Source organism: Microcoleus sp. PH2017_28_MFU_U_A (assembly GCF_020738035.1).
GTDB lineage: Bacteria > Cyanobacteriota > Cyanobacteriia > Cyanobacteriales > Microcoleaceae > Microcoleus.
In genome coordinates, this window is record NZ_JAEQCX010000095.1 from 13,356 (window position 1) to 32,030 (window position 18,675).

Annotated in this window: 17 protein-coding genes; 4 read left to right on the forward strand and 13 right to left on the reverse strand. The window is 43.6% G+C overall.

The annotated features are described in order from the left end of the window. Positions 1 to 144: 144 nt before the first annotated feature. The 5 genes from JGK14_RS23240 to JGK14_RS23260 all read right to left on the reverse strand — a co-directional run bounded on the left by JGK14_RS23240 (position 145) and on the right by JGK14_RS23260 (position 7,465). The gene (locus JGK14_RS23240) at positions 145 to 1,737 is read right to left on the reverse strand and encodes a HAMP domain-containing methyl-accepting chemotaxis protein (protein WP_293183948.1); all 1,593 of its coding nucleotides are present in this window, start codon (positions 1,735 to 1,737) and stop codon (positions 145 to 147) included. Further along, the gene (locus tag JGK14_RS23245) at positions 1,730 to 3,364 is read right to left on the reverse strand and encodes a methyl-accepting chemotaxis protein (protein WP_293217139.1); all 1,635 of its coding nucleotides are present in this window, start codon (positions 3,362 to 3,364) and stop codon (positions 1,730 to 1,732) included. The genes JGK14_RS23240 and JGK14_RS23245 overlap by 8 nt, the downstream gene beginning before the upstream one ends. Positions 3,365 to 3,456: 92 nt before the next feature. Next, entirely contained in the window at positions 3,457 to 5,211 is a 1,755-nt protein-coding gene (locus JGK14_RS23250; protein WP_293183944.1) for a methyl-accepting chemotaxis protein, read from the reverse strand. 169 nt (positions 5,212 to 5,380) lie between these two features. Beyond that, positions 5,381 to 6,709, reverse strand: coding sequence for a CheR family methyltransferase (locus JGK14_RS23255; RefSeq protein ID WP_293190602.1), 1,329 nt, complete (start codon positions 6,707 to 6,709; stop codon positions 5,381 to 5,383). Positions 6,710 to 6,979: 270 nt separating this feature from the next. Further along, positions 6,980 to 7,465, reverse strand: coding sequence for a chemotaxis protein CheW (locus JGK14_RS23260; RefSeq protein ID WP_325315537.1), 486 nt, complete (start codon positions 7,463 to 7,465; stop codon positions 6,980 to 6,982). Positions 7,466 to 7,609: 144 nt separating this feature from the next. On the opposite strand from JGK14_RS23260, the gene JGK14_RS23265 reads away from it, so the two are divergent. From JGK14_RS23265 to JGK14_RS23275, 3 genes are all read left to right on the forward strand, one after another. Continuing rightward, complete coding sequence (locus JGK14_RS23265; RefSeq protein ID WP_293126189.1) at positions 7,610 to 7,954, forward strand: BON domain-containing protein; 345 nt, start codon at positions 7,610 to 7,612, stop codon at positions 7,952 to 7,954. 348 nt (positions 7,955 to 8,302) lie between these two features. Then, entirely contained in the window at positions 8,303 to 8,674 is a 372-nt protein-coding gene (locus tag JGK14_RS23270) for a DUF4278 domain-containing protein (RefSeq protein ID WP_293277359.1), read from the forward strand. 184 nt (positions 8,675 to 8,858) lie between these two features. Next, positions 8,859 to 9,509 (forward strand): RNA ligase family protein, encoded by a 651-nt coding sequence (locus JGK14_RS23275; RefSeq protein ID WP_293183938.1) that lies wholly within the window; start codon positions 8,859 to 8,861, stop codon positions 9,507 to 9,509. A 143-nt stretch (positions 9,510 to 9,652) separates the two neighbouring features. Here the strand turns inward: JGK14_RS23275 and JGK14_RS23280 are convergent, their stop codons facing one another. The 5 genes from JGK14_RS23280 to JGK14_RS23300 form a co-directional block, all read right to left on the reverse strand. Further along, entirely contained in the window at positions 9,653 to 9,889 is a 237-nt protein-coding gene (locus JGK14_RS23280) for a DUF4070 domain-containing protein (protein ID WP_293183936.1), read from the reverse strand. Between the two features lie 99 nt (positions 9,890 to 9,988). Continuing rightward, on the reverse strand, positions 9,989 to 10,744 hold the full coding sequence (locus JGK14_RS23285; RefSeq protein WP_293277358.1) for a hypothetical protein: 756 nt from the start codon (positions 10,742 to 10,744) through the stop codon (positions 9,989 to 9,991). A 1-nt stretch (position 10,745) separates the two neighbouring features. Then, complete coding sequence (locus tag JGK14_RS23290; protein ID WP_325315538.1) at positions 10,746 to 11,888, reverse strand: AAA family ATPase; 1,143 nt, start codon at positions 11,886 to 11,888, stop codon at positions 10,746 to 10,748. Between the two features lie 138 nt (positions 11,889 to 12,026). Next, positions 12,027 to 13,208, reverse strand: a complete 1,182-nt coding sequence (locus tag JGK14_RS23295) for an RtcB family protein (RefSeq protein ID WP_293197933.1) — start codon at positions 13,206 to 13,208, stop codon at positions 12,027 to 12,029. 247 nt (positions 13,209 to 13,455) lie between these two features. Continuing rightward, positions 13,456 to 13,842 carry a DUF2358 domain-containing protein gene (locus tag JGK14_RS23300; RefSeq protein WP_325315539.1) on the reverse strand — a complete coding sequence of 129 codons (387 nt, stop codon included), beginning with the start codon at positions 13,840 to 13,842 and terminating at the stop codon, positions 13,456 to 13,458. A gap of 163 nt (positions 13,843 to 14,005) precedes the next feature. Between JGK14_RS23300 and JGK14_RS23305 the strand changes: the two genes are divergently transcribed. Next, positions 14,006 to 14,620 carry a glutathione S-transferase N-terminal domain-containing protein gene (locus JGK14_RS23305; RefSeq protein ID WP_293190605.1) on the forward strand — a complete coding sequence of 205 codons (615 nt, stop codon included), beginning with the start codon at positions 14,006 to 14,008 and terminating at the stop codon, positions 14,618 to 14,620. Positions 14,621 to 14,845: 225 nt separating this feature from the next. On the opposite strand, the gene JGK14_RS23310 is transcribed toward JGK14_RS23305, so the two are convergent. From JGK14_RS23310 to ahcY, 3 genes are all read right to left on the reverse strand, one after another. Next, complete coding sequence (locus JGK14_RS23310; RefSeq protein ID WP_293183923.1) at positions 14,846 to 16,270, reverse strand: NADP-dependent isocitrate dehydrogenase; 1,425 nt, start codon at positions 16,268 to 16,270, stop codon at positions 14,846 to 14,848. Positions 16,271 to 16,430: 160 nt separating this feature from the next. Continuing rightward, the gene (locus JGK14_RS23315) at positions 16,431 to 17,045 is read right to left on the reverse strand and encodes a DedA family protein (protein ID WP_293183920.1); all 615 of its coding nucleotides are present in this window, start codon (positions 17,043 to 17,045) and stop codon (positions 16,431 to 16,433) included. A 300-nt stretch (positions 17,046 to 17,345) separates the two neighbouring features. After that, a complete protein-coding gene (ahcY, locus tag JGK14_RS23320) occupies positions 17,346 to 18,623 on the reverse strand; it encodes an adenosylhomocysteinase (protein WP_293206694.1) in 1,278 nt (425 codons plus the stop codon). Positions 18,624 to 18,675 lie beyond the last annotated feature (52 nt).

Here is an 18,675-nt window from a genome sequence, read left to right on the forward strand (position 1 = left end):
TGCTCGCCCGCTATGCTGACGAGGACATGAAGATGTGGAATCCTCGGTTCACGCGCCTTTCATCCCACACTAATCGAAGCGATATAGTGTGGGGATTCCCGTCTGACTAGCTAAAAAAACCGACTCGATCCGCCGACTCCCTATTTACTTTAAAAACGCTAGCATTTCGTGGCGTAAACCGAGTGTAGCATCATTAACTTGCCCGATCGCCCCATTGATATCCCGGAGCGCCGACGCAGTTTGCGAAGAAGCCTCACTCAACTGCACCATCGCCTCGCTAATTTGCACAGCACCCTGAGACTGTGCATCCATCCCCTCATTCACCTCTTCAAAACGCGGAGTCAAAGCTTGCACCCGCTGGATAATCGATTCCAACTGCAAACTAATAGTTTGCACATCTTCCACCCCGCGGCGCACCTCATTAGTAAACTTATCCATTTCCATCACGCCAACACCCACCGCAGACTGCATTTCTTTAACCATATTTTCAATATCCAAAGTAGCCACCGCCGTTTGATCTGCCAGTCGGCGAATTTCCCTAGCCACCACCGCAAAACCCAACCCGTACTCTCCCGCTTTTTCCGCTTCAATAGCCGCGTTGAGCGAAAGCAAATTAGTTTGATCTGCCACCTTCGTAATCGTCGTGATAATACTGTTAATATTATTAGCTTTTTCGCTAATAACTCCCAATTTACCCGAGATCGCACTGGTAGAATCTGCTAATTTATTCATCGTGGATTCCATGCGACCAATTTCTTGTTTACCGCCGCCGGCAGATTGAGCAGCTTGGTGGGACATCTCCGAAACTTCATCCATTGTCCTCGCCAGTTGCATAGCAGTAGCAGCAATTTCTTTAGCCGTGGCTACTACTTCATTAGTCGAAGCCACTTGTTGATTCATCGTCGCTTCCAATTCCTTGCCGGAGGAGGCAATTTGGTTCGTAGATCCACTAATTCTGAGGCCCGACAGATCTATTTGATTTTCCAGAGTTTGGGATACCGTACTCGTGAGAAACAGTCCAAACAGTCCAGCCGTTAGCGGCCCGAGAATCATGCCCAAAATTACCCAGAATGTGGTTTGACTAATATCGTTTTTAGACTGCTGTTTAGCTAGTTGTCCCGTTGTTTCATTGATTTTGAGGTCTTCCAAGATTAAGTTAGTAGCTGATTCAAACGAGGATCGATTCGCTTTGGCGCGATCGCTCAATTGATTGTAAAACGCCCCAGCCCTTCTAGCAGCCTCGATATCGGGCGACTTAGTATTCCCTTGGCCAATCAGTTCGATCTGCCTTTTAAATGGGTTGAGAATTCCTAAACTCTCAAATCTTTTATTTAAATCTAAAAAAGCTTCGTGATTTTTCTTCCAGATATCCCATTTAGCCTGCAATTCTTTGTATATCTTATCTTCCTCCGCAGTTCTGGATGTGGTTTCATACTCTTTGAAACCCTCATTAATCTGCTCCCAAGCTTTCTGAATTCTCGTCAACTCACTTCTCCTTTCCTCTGGGCTGAGTTCCAGATCCAGTAATGCCCGTTCCGACGACTCAATTTGCGTTTGTCCTTCATTAACTTTCCACAATCCACTAACGCTCGGCAGGCTATTGTTAGCTAGCGTATCAATATGTCCACCTAGCCGATAAGTGCCACTCCAACCAATACAAGCCACAGCTAAAACAATCACAGCTAGAAAAATAAATGCAGCATTCAGGCGCTTTTTAAAACTGATATTTTTAAACATTTTCTACATCCTTATTGCTTACTTTAAACCGAGAAATTTCTTGACGCAAACCTTGAGATGCCTCATTTAATTGAGAGATAGCACCGTTAATTTCGCGCAATGCGCCCGCCGTTTGCGACGACGATTGACTCAGATACACCATCACCTCGCTAATTTGCTGAGCGCCTTCCGATTGAGCCTCCATACTCTGATTTACCACTGAAAAACGCGGAGTGATAGCCTGCACCTGCTCGATAATTTCAGTCAGTTGCCAGCTCACACTTTCCACATCCTCAACGCTATCATTTACTTCTTCAGTAAACTTGTTCATTTCCGTCACCCCAGTAGAAACTGCTGCCTGCATTTCTTTAACCATTTTTTCAATATCTAAAGTAGCAACAGCAGTTTGATCGGCTAAACGCCGAATTTCTCTAGCAACTACAGCAAAACCCATACCATATTTTCCTGCTTTTTCTGCTTCTATGGCAGCATTCAAAGAAAGTAAATTAGTTTGGTCAGCTACCTTGGTTATTGTAATAATAATTCGACTAATATTATTAGCTTTTTCGCTGATGTTGCTAAGTTGGCTAGAAATAGAAGTTGTGGCGGTTGATAATTCCCGCATGGTATTTTCCATGTGGCTTAAATTCCGCTGACCGCCCTCTGCTGCTATTGTGGTAGTTTGGAAGGTAGAAGTAATTCCCTGCATTGCTTGCTTCAGTTGTCGAGAAGTAGCAGCTATCTCTTTTGTAGTAGCTTCCACCTCTCTAATCGAAGCTGCTTGTTTGGCGATTACTTCCTCCAATTCCTTGCCAGAGGCAGCAATCTCATGAGAGGAAGCAGTTACTTGAAGGCCAGAATTTTGTACTTGCCCGATCAAGGAACTTAGGCTTTGAGTCATGCTTTGGAATCCGGCGAGTAGTTTGCCAACTTCTCCCTGATAATTTGCTGAAATATTGGCAGTTAAATTGCCCGCCGATACCTCTTCTGCAACTTTTACTGCTATTCCCAAGGATTGCGCGATATTCCGGATAATTACCCAAGAAATTAACACCCCAACTCCGACAATAATCAAAGTGCTCGCCCCAGCAAAGTAAGTTGAAAAAATTTCAGCTTCCTGGGCGAATTTCTTTCTTTCATCCAAGAATCGATTTTCAGTTTCTTTGATTTCTGTGATTTTACCCCTCAACTTCGCCATAATTTCTAGTCCTGTTCCAGCACTTACTATTTTTTTTACCTCCTCTTCTCGACCAGATTTGCGGAGTTGAATAGTTTTTTCTAAATAATCGATTCTTTCTCTAATCAGGATTTGCAATTGACCGAGTTTTTCTTGTTGTGTCGGATTTTTCATCTTCTCTCTCAACTCTGCTAGTTGCACGTTAATGCTTGCATTTGCTTCATTGTATGGCTCTAAAAAATTCTCTTTTCCCGTGTACAGATAGCCGCGCTGACCAGTCTCAGCTTCCAGCAAAAGCATATCTAACTGTGCCAATTCTTGCAAAATTTTATGGCTCGAAGTAACGTTATCTAAAGACTTAACTAAAGTATTTTTAGTGTGTTGTGCTACAATATTTGCTATAAGTATTAACGTAAAGATTGTACCAAACCCCCTCCACAAAATTTGTTGAATAGTTGAATTTTTCTGCACTTAATTTACCTCTTTTTTGCCTGCTACAAATAATGAATAAAATTTGATATTTTAGAGTTTAGATACTGACGAATATTGGGTGTGAGTAACTATCAATTGACTTTGAATCGCGAAATTTCGTGGCGCATCCCCTGGGCTGCTTCGTTCAAAAGGCCGATCGCACTATTGATTTCCCGCAAAGCATCAGCCGTTTGCAGGGAAGTTTCGGCCAACTGCGCCATAGTTTCGCTAATTTGCTGAGCTCCTTCCGATTGAGCTTCCATGCCTCTATTTACCGAATCGAAGCGGGGAGTGAGAGATTGTACTTGCTGAATAATTTCGGCTAATTGCACGCCGATGTTACGAATATCTTCCATCCCTTTGCTGACTTCATGGGAGAATTTATCCATTTCCATCACCCCAGTAGAAACGGCTGACTGCATCTCTTTAACCATGTTTTCAATATCGAGTGTGGCAACGGCTGTTTGGTCGGCTAGGCGGCGAATTTCGCGGGCGACGACGGCAAAACCCATGCCGTATTCTCCGGCTTTTTCGGCTTCGATCGCTGCATTTAAGGAAAGTAAATTAGTTTGATCGGCTACTTTTGTAATCGTGGTAACAATGCTGTTGATATTGTTGGCTTTTTCGCTAATGATTCCGAGTTTGTTAGAGATAGAAATGGTAGCATTTCCCAAGACTTTCATGGTATTCTCCATGCGAACTAACTCTTTTTGACCTGTGCTAGCTTCGCGGGCAGTTGACTCTGCCATGTGGGAAACTTCATCCATCGTTTTTACGAGTTTACCACTGGTGGCTGCGATTTCTTTGGCAGTAGCTACAACTTCGTTGGTGGATGCTGCTTGTTCGTTGACTGTGGCTTCTAATTGTTTGCCAGAAGCGGCTATTTGGGTGGCTGATGAAGTGATTTGTATGCCCGATGTTTGCACTTGTTTGATTAATCCGGCCAAACCGCGATTCATGCTGCGGAAGGAGTTCTCCAATTTGCTAATTTCGTCTTTGGTGTCGCTGACATGAACTTCTCCTGTTAAATCGCCGATCGACATTTTCTCTGCTACATCCACCACTCCGGCAATTTTAGCCCCTAACGGTTTGGCGATTGTATTGCTAAAGTACAGTCCAAACAGTACGGCCGTTAAAGGGCCCAGCAGCGTGCCTAAAATCACCCAGAACCGAGTTTGACTGATATCTTCGGTGGCAGCTTTGCCTGAGTCTGCTGCTAATTGGCGATCGTAGTTCAGGAGTTCCAGCATTCCCTCTGTCGCAGCTTGAAATGTAATTACTTTCTCGTTCAAAGCTTTGTCGTTCATTCTGTTAAGCACCTCAACTGCTGATGCAGCAGTTGCTAGTTCAGGTGATTTAGTTTTACCCTGTTTGAGCAAATCAATTTGGATTTGCCGGGGATTGACAATGCCTATTCTTTCATATTCTTTATTGAGTTCTTGGAATTCTTTGTGAGCCTCAGTCCACTTTTGCCACAGCGGTTTAAATTTTTGATAAAGTTTGTCTTCTTCCTCGTTGCGCCCAAGTTTATCGTACTCTTGAAAACCTTGATTTATCTGATTCCAAGCATTATTTATTCTCGCGATTTCTCGGCGTCTTTGGTCAGCATTGATTGCTTCGTTGAGCAGCATCCGATCGGAAGACTGCACCTGTGTTTGTCCTTCGTTGATTTTCCACAAAGCGACGGTGCTGGGATAAGCATCGTTGGCGATCGATTTCAGGTGCCCGGATAGCCGAAAATTTCCGCTGGCGCCGACTAAAGCTACAACAAGCACGATCGCCCCCATGAACACAAACGCAGCGATCATGCGTCTTTGCAAAGTCATATGCTTAAAAATATTGTCCATGCTTCGATTCTCAGTTATTACCAGAAAGAATTGGTTGAAAGCCTCTCCCTTTGAGGGAGAAATTAAACTCAGACTATTAATTACTCCAATCCTCTTCCTTGTAGGTAGAGGTCGCCCTCAACTGTCAACTGTCAACTATCAACTGTCAACTGTCAACTGAATTCTTAGGCTATTTTTCCATTCGCTGAATGCGCCGGCGGACGATCGCAGCACCGGCAATATCTCCTCGCTCTTCTTTGAGCAAAGCTAGGTGAATTAGTCCTTCATAGTGATCCGGCTTGAGGTAAGTTGCTTTTTGGAAAGATTGCTCAGCTTGTTGGCGATCGCCCCTTGCTTGGTAAACTTGGCCCAATAAGACGTAAGCATCAGCATTCGTGGGATTTTGACTGAGGTAAGTTTCGCACAGTTTGGCCGCTTCCTGCAATTGTCCGCGATCGGCCAAACGTCGCGCTGCGTCTAAATCCGCACTCGCAGACTTAGCAGGATCTGGTGGTGGGGCGATCGCCCGAATTGGCAAAATCCCCGAATTCTCATTCTCTCTCGGATATTTTTGATGGGAAGTAGAGGATTTACTGTTAATACTTGGCAACTGATCGTTGCGAAGATTTTCCCTATTTCCCGCGTGTTTAAACTCTCGAACAATCCGCGAATAACTGATATTAGTCGGCTCTTTTTTGACCTGAACTTGCGGGCTGTATGGAATATCTGTTTTGCGGTAAGCAAATGCTAGGGAATGACGCACCGAGACAAATTGAGGAGGCAGTTTCTGCCCGCTTTCTGAGTGACCCAAAAATAATATTCCTGTTTTGTTTAACAATCGATTTAACAGTTGAATGGTCTGATTTCTGCCTGTTTGATCGAAATAAATTAACACATTGCGACAAAAAATTGCATCGTAAGGAAGTTGGTTAGATAAAAAATAGCTATCTAGAATATTACCCTGAATAAAATTAACTTTCCTTCTCACCAAGTCGTTCAACTGATAAAGATCTCCCGGCACCGGAGTAAAATAGCGATCGCGAAAATCCAAGTTTTTGTCGCGGAAAGAGTTTCTGCCGTAAACTGCGCGCTGGGCTTTTTTGAGAGCAACTTTGCTGATGTCTGCCGCATCGATGCTGAAGTTGATCGGATTTAAACCAGCGTCTAGTAGGGCGATCGCGATCGAGTAAGGTTCCTCTCCCGTCGAACAAGGAAGGCTCAACACGCGCAGGGTTTTGCCGGGATTTTGTGGAAACCATTCCGAAAGCGCGTAGCGGCTCAAAAAAACAAAAGGTTCGCGATCGCGAAAAAACCAAGTTTCCGGTATCACGACAGCTTCGATTAATTCTTCCAATTCTGGAGCGGATGTTTGCAATTTTGTCAAGTAAATACTGATATCCGTTAAACTGCAATCTTCCATCCGACGGTTAACGGCTCTAGTAATTGTATTAGACCCAATAGTCAGGGCATCTAAACCAATTTTTTGTCTGAGTAGAGCTTCAATTGCTACTTGTGTCATTGATTTTAGCTCGTATGACAGTTGACAGTTGACAGTTGACAGTTGACAGTTGACAGTTGACAGTTGACAGTTGACAGTTGACAGTTGACAGTTGACAGTTGACAGTTGACAGTTTACCAATTACCAATTACCCATTGCCAATGACTAATGACCAATTACCCATTGCCAATGACTAATGACTAATGACCAATTACCCATTGCCAATGACCAATAACCAATAACCAATAACCAATAACCAATAACCAATAACCAATGACCAATGACTAAATCTCAGTCTTCCTGCTGGGGAAGCAGATAAGTTTTTTGGGATTCAGGCAGCAGATGTTCTACCCTGACAAATTGAATCATACCGCGATCGTCTGCAATCATTTCTCCCAAATAAGGAGTGCTGTCAATCTTAATGCCGGGACTAACAAATTCGGTTTCTGGTTTGTCGAGAGTTTCTGTCACCCGTTCCGCCATCAGCCCTAAAATTAGGGGGCCGTGCAAACTGTGGTTGTTCCCCTCAGAAGTATTGGGAAACTGGCAATTGACTAAGACAATGCGCGTGCTCAAGTAAGCGCGGGCGGCCGTCCCCTGTATCATTTGGCACAAATCAATGACCGGGACGAGATGTCCTCGGTAGTTAAACAAGCCGGGAATGTATTCCGGCGCGTTGTGGAGTTTTTTCAAGGTGACAGTGGGAACTACTTCGACTACGCGCCTGCTATCGAGGGCATAGCGATCGTCCCCGACATAAAAAAGTAACATCAACATAGGGATACCATTGGAGATTTTAGATTCTGAAAGTCGGTCGAAAAAGCATTTTCAGAAATTTCGCTTAGTTTTGCAACAATTACGATTCTTTTGGAATTCTAGAGCTATCTTGGAAAAAGTGTATTTTCTGGAGACTCAACTTCTATGGGTTGGTTTAAAAGACTGTTTGGAATGGAAAAGCCTGAAGAACAGGCTCAACCGATGGCAGAAGTAGTACAGCAAGCTGCCGAAGCACAATCGATTGCTCCTGCTAAAGTCGGCCCAGACGGAAATTTTGACGAAAGCGGCCTGGCGAAGCGGGTGGCCTTGGCTTTTGACGGCGATTCAGAAGTTGCTGATATCGAGACTGTTTGGGTTGCTCAGCTCAGCGGCACGGTTGTTCTCAAGGGTCAAGTTCCCAGTCAGGAAGTTCTTGACAAGTTGGTGGCCATTGCCTCTGCTGAAGAGGGTGCGACGGGCGTGCAAACCGATCAAGTGACAGTCGGGTAGTTCTTCGGATCTCGATCCGTTTCGTTCTGAGTACGATCGAATTAGTCAAAGCTCGATTAAACCCGCTATGGCGGGTTTTTTCCTGCCTTCTCACCCTCAAAATATTAATTTTTGTAAATAAGCGCGCTTTACTTAAAAAACAGTATAATTGAATACAGAAACTAAATAAGTTTTAGGTAACAAAAAGCAAACCTGACCTGACCCCGCCCAAAAACGGGTACAAGCCGGGACACTCATGAGGGTCGATCGCAAAATTTTAGACGAAAGTCCCAGCTACCAGATTCATCTGTGAAGTAAACCTCAAATCGACTGACGATCGTTTTTATCTCAATATAAGGATCGAAAAATATGAAACTCACTTATCGCGGTGCCAACTACGAGTACGACATTCCGACAGTGGATATGATCGAAGGGGAAGTCGCGGGCAAATATCGGGGTCAAGACTGGAACTATCGGTATCCGAGACACCTAGCTGTCCCCAAAAAATACGGCGGTATCAACTCTACCACAAAGCGAGATTTTCAAGCCCAGCAGCAGGTCACAACAGTTGGCGCAGCTTGCGCGGCGGTTGAATCTGCACCAACTGCTGCGGATTTGGCGCAAGTTCACCGGGTGCATATTTGCAGTATTCTCGATCGGCGGAAACAAGTAGCCGCAGCTAAAGGCGATGAAAGATTACTGCGCTTGCTAGAAAGAGAGTGGCAGCAGATGGCCTGTTAGGAGATAGCTTGGGAAAATTACAATCCCCGGTTCAATAACCAAAAAATAGGTTTGTAGTGAGGACTTCAGTCCGCATAAATCCAAAAACTCGCATTCCTCACTACCAAAACCTCGATCGCGCTTAACTAACCGAAGATAATATAAACTACGATCTTAAATTCAGCATCAAAAGCAAGTCAAGAAAGTGACAAAAATCCAACTTGCCTATCCCAAAATTCCCGACAGCAAAAACGCTCCATTAGATAAGTGCACAGCCTTTGAAAAGTACGATGGCACTAATCTGCATTGGGTTTGGGAACAGCAACTGGGCTGGTATGCGTTTGGAACACGTCGCGACAGATTTGATTTAGACGATCGGGGAATTGCAGAATTTAACGCTGCACATCCGGGTTTGGAGGAAGCGCCGCAGATTTTCGTCAGAGACTTCGCGAAATCTCTGGAAGTTGTATTTCAGGCGAACCCAGAATATCACAGCCCAGAAATCACGGTATTTACAGAGTTTTTTGGTGCTAGCTCATTTGCAGGAATGCACAAACAGGAGGAACCCAAAAATTTGGTGCTGTTAGACGTGCAGGGCGATCGAGGTATTGTCGATCCAGAGCAATTCCTTCGAGATTTCAGTTTAGTAAACATTGCCAGAGTTGTGTATCGCGGAAAGTTGACAGGCAAATTTATCGATGAAGTCCGTCAAGGAAAATACGGTGTAGCCGAAGGAGTTGTTTGTAAAGGAAAGGATAAGGCTAACAGTATCTGGATGGTCAAGATTAAAACTATGGCTTACATGAAAAAACTGCAACAAGCGTTTAAAAATGATTGGGAGACATATTGGGAATAAAATAGCGTTCGATCGATACCACGATTTTGTAGGGCGGGTTCGCCAAGATATCCAGCACAAATCCGAAATCTTGTCAACCCGCCCCGCCTCGATCGAGATCTGACGATCGCTAAATCGAACACGATCTCAAGGGCGAAACCGATTTAAACAATTGAAACTGGTTCCAGCACTTTTTGCTGTTTTGGGCGATCGATGGTTTCTAGCTGTTGCAGCAGTTGCGCTTTCACTTCATGACGGTAATTAAAGAAATGTTCGCCTAGGCCTAAAACAGTCATGTAATCGTAGAATAGACGAGGTTTAATCAGAGCGATCGCCATCATTTGCCACCAGAAACGAAACCGCGTCGAACGCATGACACCCTGACGCCAACAAACAGCCAAAAAATAGAACTTAATTGGGGCAATACTTAAGTGGATAAAAGCCCACTATAATAATTAAATACTCACATCGAAACGGCTAAAATATAAAGAGATCATGTATTATTTATTTAATTGCTCCTTGATTTTTAAACAAAAACTTATAAAATCTTGAAAATTCAGTAAATGATCTGAATTTGCCTCAACTCTTGCCATCAGTTGTTTAAGATAATATTCTTCTTGCACTTCTCTCGGTCTAGGTTTACTATAAGATAAATGCGTTTTTGAAGCCAAACTACGTTCTTTAAAAATTTCTCTAAGATAACCTTCATGAAACAGAGCTTTTGTTTTATATCCAAAAATATCCTTTGTATTTTCCCCATCTTGAACAAATTCACTCGCTAAATCTTCAGGATTATCTTGACTGACATCAAAATATTTAATATATTGCTTCAAAATTTCATTATGTTGTGGATTTCTCACAAAAAATTTTCGATTTCCTAAAAACCAAGTTTCCAGACAAACTTTCTGCACAATAACTTCGAGTTGACAATTTACCGGTAGAGATTGAAAAGGTTTATCTTTTAATTCCGACTTAATTTGCTCATCAGCTTCCGCTTGTTTCTCCGAAACTGTAAAACGATCTGCGTCTGTGAATACAACCAAGTAATTATATTGAGGAAATAGGTTTATTTCTTGGATAGCATTAGCAGTAACTCTATAGCAACTGGGAACGCCCATATCACTTTCGTAATAATAATTATTCTGAATTACCGCATCAAAACTATCCACTTCCGTCAACTCTGGAAGCAGCACAGATAACCACTTTTTATAAACAATCGGTTCTGTCTTTCCTTCAAATACAAAATACAAATTCATACTACGATTGTTTTTCGAGAATTTTGTTTAACTGAATAAATGCGTCTTGTTTAGATTTACCTAGATGATAATCCGAGGCATTACAGGTTTTAATGTGTCCGCCTTGTCGGGTAACAATTTTCCAATATTCATAGGGAATATTATTGATAATATAAGGATGATGACTTGTGGCAATAAATTGCAAGGTTTTATTTTCATGAATCAGGTCATCAGTTAATATATCAATACAATTAATTCCTAAGCTATTCTCAAATTCATCAATCAATATTACCGAACCTTCATTTGAGAGAAAAATTTCGCCAAGATGAATAATTGTACGTAACATACCCGAAGACATCCTATCTTCCCTAATCCATTTAGGCACAGATTTCTCTTTGATAGAAATAACAGGGACAAATATATCAGCAAATCCTTTGAACAAGTCGTCTGTTTTAAAAGGCTCAACTCTGACATCTTCGATTTGTTGAAAAACATCAATGAATCTTGACTTAATTGCTTCAAAAATATCTAACTTATTTTCATAAATCAGATATAGCTTAGTTCTAATATCCTCATCGCTATTTACTATGCTCTCTAAGGTTTGATATTTGTTTTTAATCGAGTGCAAAGATTGCTTTGAGCTTCTAAGACGCAGACCGTTGATTGTATGGTCGCGATATTCTATTTTATTTAGAGCATCAAAAGCTTCTTTTATAACAGTTTCTTCTTTTAATAAATACATCATTGATTGATGTGAAGAAAGCTTTGGTATTTGGCTATTTTTGAATTTTATATCCTCTTTATTCCGCTCAAATAATACCTCATTTTTTGAAATCAGTTTTTCATAAATAAATGATGGTTTTTCATTTTCATCTGGGTTTTCTTTTTCAGGATCGTCAAAATTTAGTTCATTGGTTTCAACAGTATCAAAACCACCTTCCCAAATAAATTCAGTGCCGTTTACAGTAGAAAATATGATTTTCCATTCCAATCCATTGATAGCTTTTCCATTGGCTATACGTTTTAAATCGATAATTCCACGCAAGATTTGGGTTTTGCCTGCACCTGATATGCCAACTAAAAGAGTTAAATTGGATGAAAATTTAATTTCATCAAAATCCCAACCCAAAAAATGATTTTTTAATTGGAGTGAAATAATTTTCATAAGTTAATTCTTTTTGTTCAAATTGCTAAAAATATTTAAATTGTTGCAGTTGAGCAATATTGTAGCATGGAAGAAAGAGGAGACGATCGCAAAACTTCAACCCTAAAATAGGCTGAAAATCTCTCCCCACTTCCCCCATCACCCCTTGACGCAAACCACCTGCTTCAGAGTCGCCACAACTTCCACCAAATCCGACTGCTGACTCATCACCTCCTCAATCGGCTTATAAGCCCCCGGAATTTCATCTAAAAATTCCTCATTTTTTCGACACTCAACCCCCTCAGTTTGCCGCACAAAATCATCGAGAGTGAATACATTCTTCGCCTTACTGCGAGACATCAATCGCCCCGCACCGTGAGAACAAGAACAGTAACTTTCCACATTACCTTTGCCCTTCACAATAAAAGATTTCGCCCCCATCGAACCTGGAATAATCCCCAAATCGTCAACTTGCGCGCGCACAGCACCTTTGCGAGTCACATACACATCTTCCCCAAAATGCACCTCTTTTTCCGCATAATTGTGGTGGCAATTCACCTGCAACAGCGGCTTCGTAACTTTGCCACCCGCGAGATGCTTTTCCACAATTTTCTTAAACCGATTCATCATGATATCGCGATTAAAACTCGCATAATCCTGTGCCCACTGCAAATCGTGCCAATAAGCAGCAAACTCCGGCGTACCCGCTACAAAATAAGCTAAATCTTTGTCAGCCAAACTAATTTCTGCGAGTTTAGCTAAGTCTTTGGCAGTGTCGATGTGGTGTTGGGCTAGCAGATTGCCGATACCGCGCGAACCAGAGTGCAGCATCAGCCAAACCGAGTTTTCGGTGTCAACGCAAACCTCAATAAAATGATTGCCGCCGCCGAGGGAACCTAACTGTTTTAAAGCTTTATTATCTTGGTGCTGGACTCCTTGATGCAGTTCCTTGAAATCGCCCCATCTTTGCCAGTTGGTGACAGATTTTTCGACTTCTTTATTTTCTGCAAATCCGACGGGAATTGCTGCTTCGATATCGAGGCGAATTTGTTTGAGTTTGCCTTCTAATTTGTTGGCGCTGAATGGCATTTTTACGGCCATCATCCCGCAACCAATATCCACGCCCACAGCAGCAGGAATAATTGCTTCTTTTGTGGCAATTACTGAACCGACTAAAGCTCCTTTTCCTAAATGTACGTCGGGCATTAATGCGACGTGTTTGAATACAAAGGGCAAAGATGCTACATTGGTTGCCATCTTGGTCTCTTTGTCGCCCAGGGCGTGATTTGCCCAGGATAATACTGGTTTTGGGGTGGATATTTCTAATTTTTCGTAGGGCATTTTTGTTTAAATATATTTAACTCGATCTACTGTGTAGTATATTTGTAGCACAAATATCGGCTAAGGTCAATAGCCCGATCGCCCAAAACGCGGTTTTCAACCAAAAAACTTACTTCAAACCTCGAATATCCGTTAAAAACCCCGATCGCAGGCAGAAAGTTTGTAGTGAGGACTTCAGTCCTCCAAAAGAGCGCCCTACAAGCTCAACCCGCTCGCAGTGCACACCCTACAGGCTACTTACAGGCGGTTATTTGTCGATCGCAAATACCAGTTGTTTCAGCACATCCAACCGCGAACAGTTCCAGTAATCGATGTGGGAAACGATTAAACCGTCGCCGTTAACCTTCAGTTCGCTTCTACCGCTAATTGCCATTTTCGGTTTCCAAGGTAGAGGCGCGATCCAACTCAGAGTCCAGCGAGTTTGTACAGTATCTCCAGACTGAGAAATATCGTGCAAGTCGAGTTTAATCTGTTGAAAAAAAGTTCCCATAAACCCGATCATTTTTCGGTAGCGATCGACTCCAGTAAATCGATTTACTGGGTCTTCAAAATAAACATCTTTTGCATAAATGCTGTAAGTCTGATTTTCAGGAAATCTGCGGTAGTCATCTTTAAGAATTTCCAGAATATTCATTATTATTAATCATACGCCTTAAATCACTATAATATAATCATACCAAAAAATAGGGTTTCCCATCCGGGTTCCCAGGATTCCCCAAGTTTTTAGAACAGGGTATAAATTCCAGTCTTAAAAACCTTGTCCTCAACTGTCAACTGTCAACTATCAACTGTCAATTATGATCGACCTCTACACTTTTACCACACCGAACGGCCGCAAAGTCTCGATCATGCTCGAAGAAATAGGTTTACCCTACAACGTGCACGTCATAGACATCAGCAAAAACGACCAATTTAGCCCGGAATTCATCGCCATCAACCCCAACAGCAAAATACCCGCTATAGTCGATCGCGATAACAGCATTACAGTCTTCGAGTCAGGCGCCATCCTGATCTATCTAGCCGAAAAAGCAGGCCAATTTCTGCCCACAGACAAACACAAATACTTTCAAGTCATGGAGTGGCTGATGTTTCAAATGGCCAGCGTCGGGCCAATGTTCGGACAACTAAACCACTTCAGACGTTTTGCACCCGAACAAATTCCCTATGCAATTCAACGCTACGAAAAAGAAACCTTGCGCCTCTACGGAGTATTAGATTCTCAACTAGCAAAATACGAATACATTTGCGGCGAATATTCGATCGCGGATATCGCGACTTATCCGTGGGTGGCTATTTACGAATTTCAAGGATTAACCCTCGACAACCATCCCCACCTCAAACGTTGGGTAGAAAACTTGCAGAAGCGTCCCGCCGTTGAGCGCGGTATGGCTGTTCCAGCTATACAAAAATAGCACTTTTTGTAGCGGGCTAGGAGCAACGCCCCACAATCAAATATTCTGGTTTTGGGCGGGCTAGAAGCCCACCCCACAATCAAATATTCTGGTTTTGGGCGGGCTAGAAGCCCACCCCACAATCAAATATTCTGGTTTTGGGCGGGCTAGAAGCCCACCCCACAATCAACTTCACTCTTTCTTTGTGGAACGGGCTTCTAGCCCGTTCAAAAAAATCCCTCAAACCTAATCAGCAAAGTGCTTAATAATCGCTTCAGCAAACTCCGAACACTTTAACTCAGGTACAGGCGGTTCCATTAACCTTGCCAAATCGTAGGTAACTTCACCGTTAGAAATTGCCGCGCCCAAACCCTTCTTAATCAAATCTGCGGCTTCCTGCCATCCCATATATTCTAACATCATCACCCCCGACAAAATCAGGGAACCGGGATTAACTCGATCGAGACCGGCGTGTTTCGGTGCAGTACCGTGAGTCGCCTCAAAAACAGCACATTCATCACCAATATTCGCACCGGGGCCCATGCCCAATCCGCCGACAATTGCTGCGGCAGCATCTGACAAATAATCGCCGTTTAAATTCATGGTTGCCAAAATTGAATATTCGGCTGGTCGAGTTTGAATTTGTTGGAAAATACTGTCAGCAATCCGGTCATTGACCATGATTTTTTCTTTCCACTTTCCGCTACCGTGACTTTCCCAAATTGCGGACAGAACATCGGCAACTTCTTTACAAATTACTGCTTGTTTTTCCGGAGTCAAAGCATCGTAGCCCGGATCTATTTGGCGGGCATTTTCTTCTAAGCTAATCTCGGAATTGTGCTCTTTGTTGCCGAGAATCCAGGACTCTCTTTCTGTTACGCAATCAGCACGAAATTCGGTGGTTGCCAACTCGTAACCCCAATCTCGGAAACCTCCTTCGGTGTATTTCATGATGTTGCCTTTGTGCACCAAGGTTACTTGCTGCTTATCTTTTGGCAACCGCAAAGCGTGGGTAATTGCCCGCCGCACTAAACGCTGAGAACCACTTTTGCTAATTGGTTTAATGCCGATCGCAGAATCGAGGCGTATTTGTTTTTTGCCGTGTTCTGGCGTTGCAGGAATTAACTCATTGTTGAGGTATTCAATTAGTTTGTTACCGATTTCGCTGCCTTGTTTCCATTCAATTCCCAGGTATATATCTTCTGTATTTTCCCGGTAAATAATTACATCTAGCAGTTCGGGAGTTTTGTGCAGCGATGGGGTGCCATCGTAATATTTGCAGGGCCGCACGCAGGCGTAGAGGTCAAATATTTGGCGCAATGCTACGTTGAGCGATCGAATTCCGCCACCTACTGGGGTTGTCAGCGGGCCTTTGATGGCGACGCCGTACTCTTTGATGGCATCTAGGGAATCTTGGGGTAAATACTGGTAAGTACCGTAGACATCGCAGGCTTCGTCGCCTACGTAAATCTTGAACCAGTTGATTTTCCGCTGGCCTCCGTAAGCCTTTTCTACGGCAGTATCCATGACTTTCTGGGATGCTGGCCAGAGGTCTACGCCCGTACCGTCACCGCGTATGAAGGGGATAATTGGGTCGTTGGGGACGATCGGCGAACCGTCTTTGAATGTAATTTTAGAACCAGTTGTGGGGGCTACAATCTTTTCGTACATATCTTAACAGTGCGGATAGCAATTCTCCTTATTTTGCCACGATTATCTGTCTAAACCTCAAATTTTTCTAAATAATTGCCAAAAATTTGGATGACTTTATTTTTTACCGCACAGCAAAGCAGATGAACGCAGATAAACGCAGATTCTTTTGATGATGTCTTTATTTGCGATATTTTTCCTTCTGCATATTCTTTTTCACAACCCACAAAATAAAGCCGATGACAATAGTCACGGCAACTATTTTGGAAACGGGAGCGAGGTAATCATCTACAAGTGCATAATTTTCACCTAATTTATATCCGGCAAAAGTGAGGAAACTCACCCACAAAATTGTGCCGATTGTTGAGTAGACTAAAAACGGGATTAAAGCCATATTGTTGATGCCGGCGGGCAGGGAAATCAGAGTGCGAACTCCCGGTACCAGGCGACACAAAAATACGGCTTTGTTGCCGTGTCTGTTAAACCATCTATTTGATTTGTCAATATCTGCACCGGATACTGTAATCCATTTGCCATATTTGTCTGCTAAATTTCTCAAGCGTTCTTCGCTCAATAATTTGCCGGCATAGTACCAGGGAAGTGCTCCGAGAATGGTGCCGATTGTCCCTGCTGCGATCGCCAGGGTTAAGTCCATATCGCCCTTCGATGCGGTGAATCCTGCCAGCGGCATGATCAATTCTGAGGGGATCGGCGGGAACAAATTTTCTAAGAACATCAACAGTGCAATGCCGAGATAGCCCATCGACTGCATTGTGTTAGTTATCCATTCAACCATTTTGATTTAATAATTGGTAATAGGTAGTCAGTAGTCAGTAGTCATTAGTCAGTAGTTTGCTCGTTCCTAGGCTCTGCCCATTGGTGACAACTTAAGACTGAAAGCCCTGAGAAATGTCGTTTTTACCTGAGTCTAGATCCCCCTAAATCCCCCTTAAGAAGGGGGACTTTGAGAAGATTCCGGTTCCCCCCTTATTAAGGGGGGTTAGGGGGGATCTAGACTTCGACACAAACAAGAAAGACTATCGGTTTAACATTAACTTGCCAGCAATGGGATTGCCGCTACAACTCAATACTATGATTAAGTGCCCGAAGTCCAGGAGTTGGTGTACTCAATTTGATCGGGAGTCAAGGTATCAATGTAAATACCCATTGCTTCCAATTTGAGACGCGCGATTTCTCTGTCAACTTCCACAGGGATTGAGTGAATACCTGGCTCTAGTTTGCCTTTGTTTGTGACAAGATGTTCGGCGGCTAAAGCTTGGTTGGCAAAGCTCATATCCATCACGGCGCTAGGGTGTCCTTCGGCGGCGGCTAGGTTGATCAAACGGCCTTCGCCCAAGACAATAATCGACTTGCCGTTATTGAGACGGTATTCTTGAGTGAAAGAACGTACTGTCTTCACGCCAGTGCTTTTTGCACCGAGGGATTTGAGGTCAATTTCGATGTCGAAGTGACCGGAATTGCAAACCATTGCGCCGTCTTTCATGGTGTCGAAATGTTCGGCACGAATGACGTGTTTGTTGCCGGTGACGGTGATGAAAATGTCTCCGACGGTGGCTGCTTCGTCCATTGGCATCACGCGGAAACCGTCCATCACTGCTTCGATCGCCCGAATCGGATCGATTTCGGTGACAATTACGTTAGCGCCCATGCCGCGAGCCCGTTGTGCCGTGCCTTTGCCGCACCAACCGTAGCCTGCAACTACAATATTTTTACCGGCTAACAAGATGTTGGTAGCGCGGATAATGCCGTCTAGAGTGGATTGACCGGTGCCGTAACGGTTGTCGAAGAAGTGCTTGGTGTCGGCGTCGTTAACGTTCATGGCTGGGAAAGTCAGCACGCCATCTTTCAACATCGCCCGCAGACGTACAATGCCTGTGGTGGTTTCTTCGGTAGTTCCGATCAAGTCGGCAATTTGGTTGGGGCGGTGCTGGATCAGGGCTGCTACCACGTCGCTGCCGTCATCGATGATGATGTTTGGACGGTGATCTAGGGCTGTGTTAACGTGACGTTCGTAGGTAGCCGCGTCTTCTCCTCTCAGGGCGAAGACGGAAATGCCGTAGTCTTCAACTAGGCAAGCTGCTACGTCATCTTGGGTGCTCAAGGGGTTGCTAGCGATGAGTACAGCGTCTGCACCGCCCATTTTCAGCGCGATCGCCAAATGAGCTGTTTCTGTGGTGACATGGCAGCAAGCTGAAATACGGATGCCTGCGAAGGGCTTTTCTTTAGCGAAGCGTTCTTGAATTTGACGCAATACCGGCATTTCGCGGCCGGCCCACTCGATACGTTGCTTGCCCAACGGGGCGAGGGATAAGTCTTTGACTTCGTGTTTAATTTTGACGGATGTAGCTACCATTTATGTTATTTCCCAGAAATCATTCAACTTTGTTAGTTGTACCAGATTAACC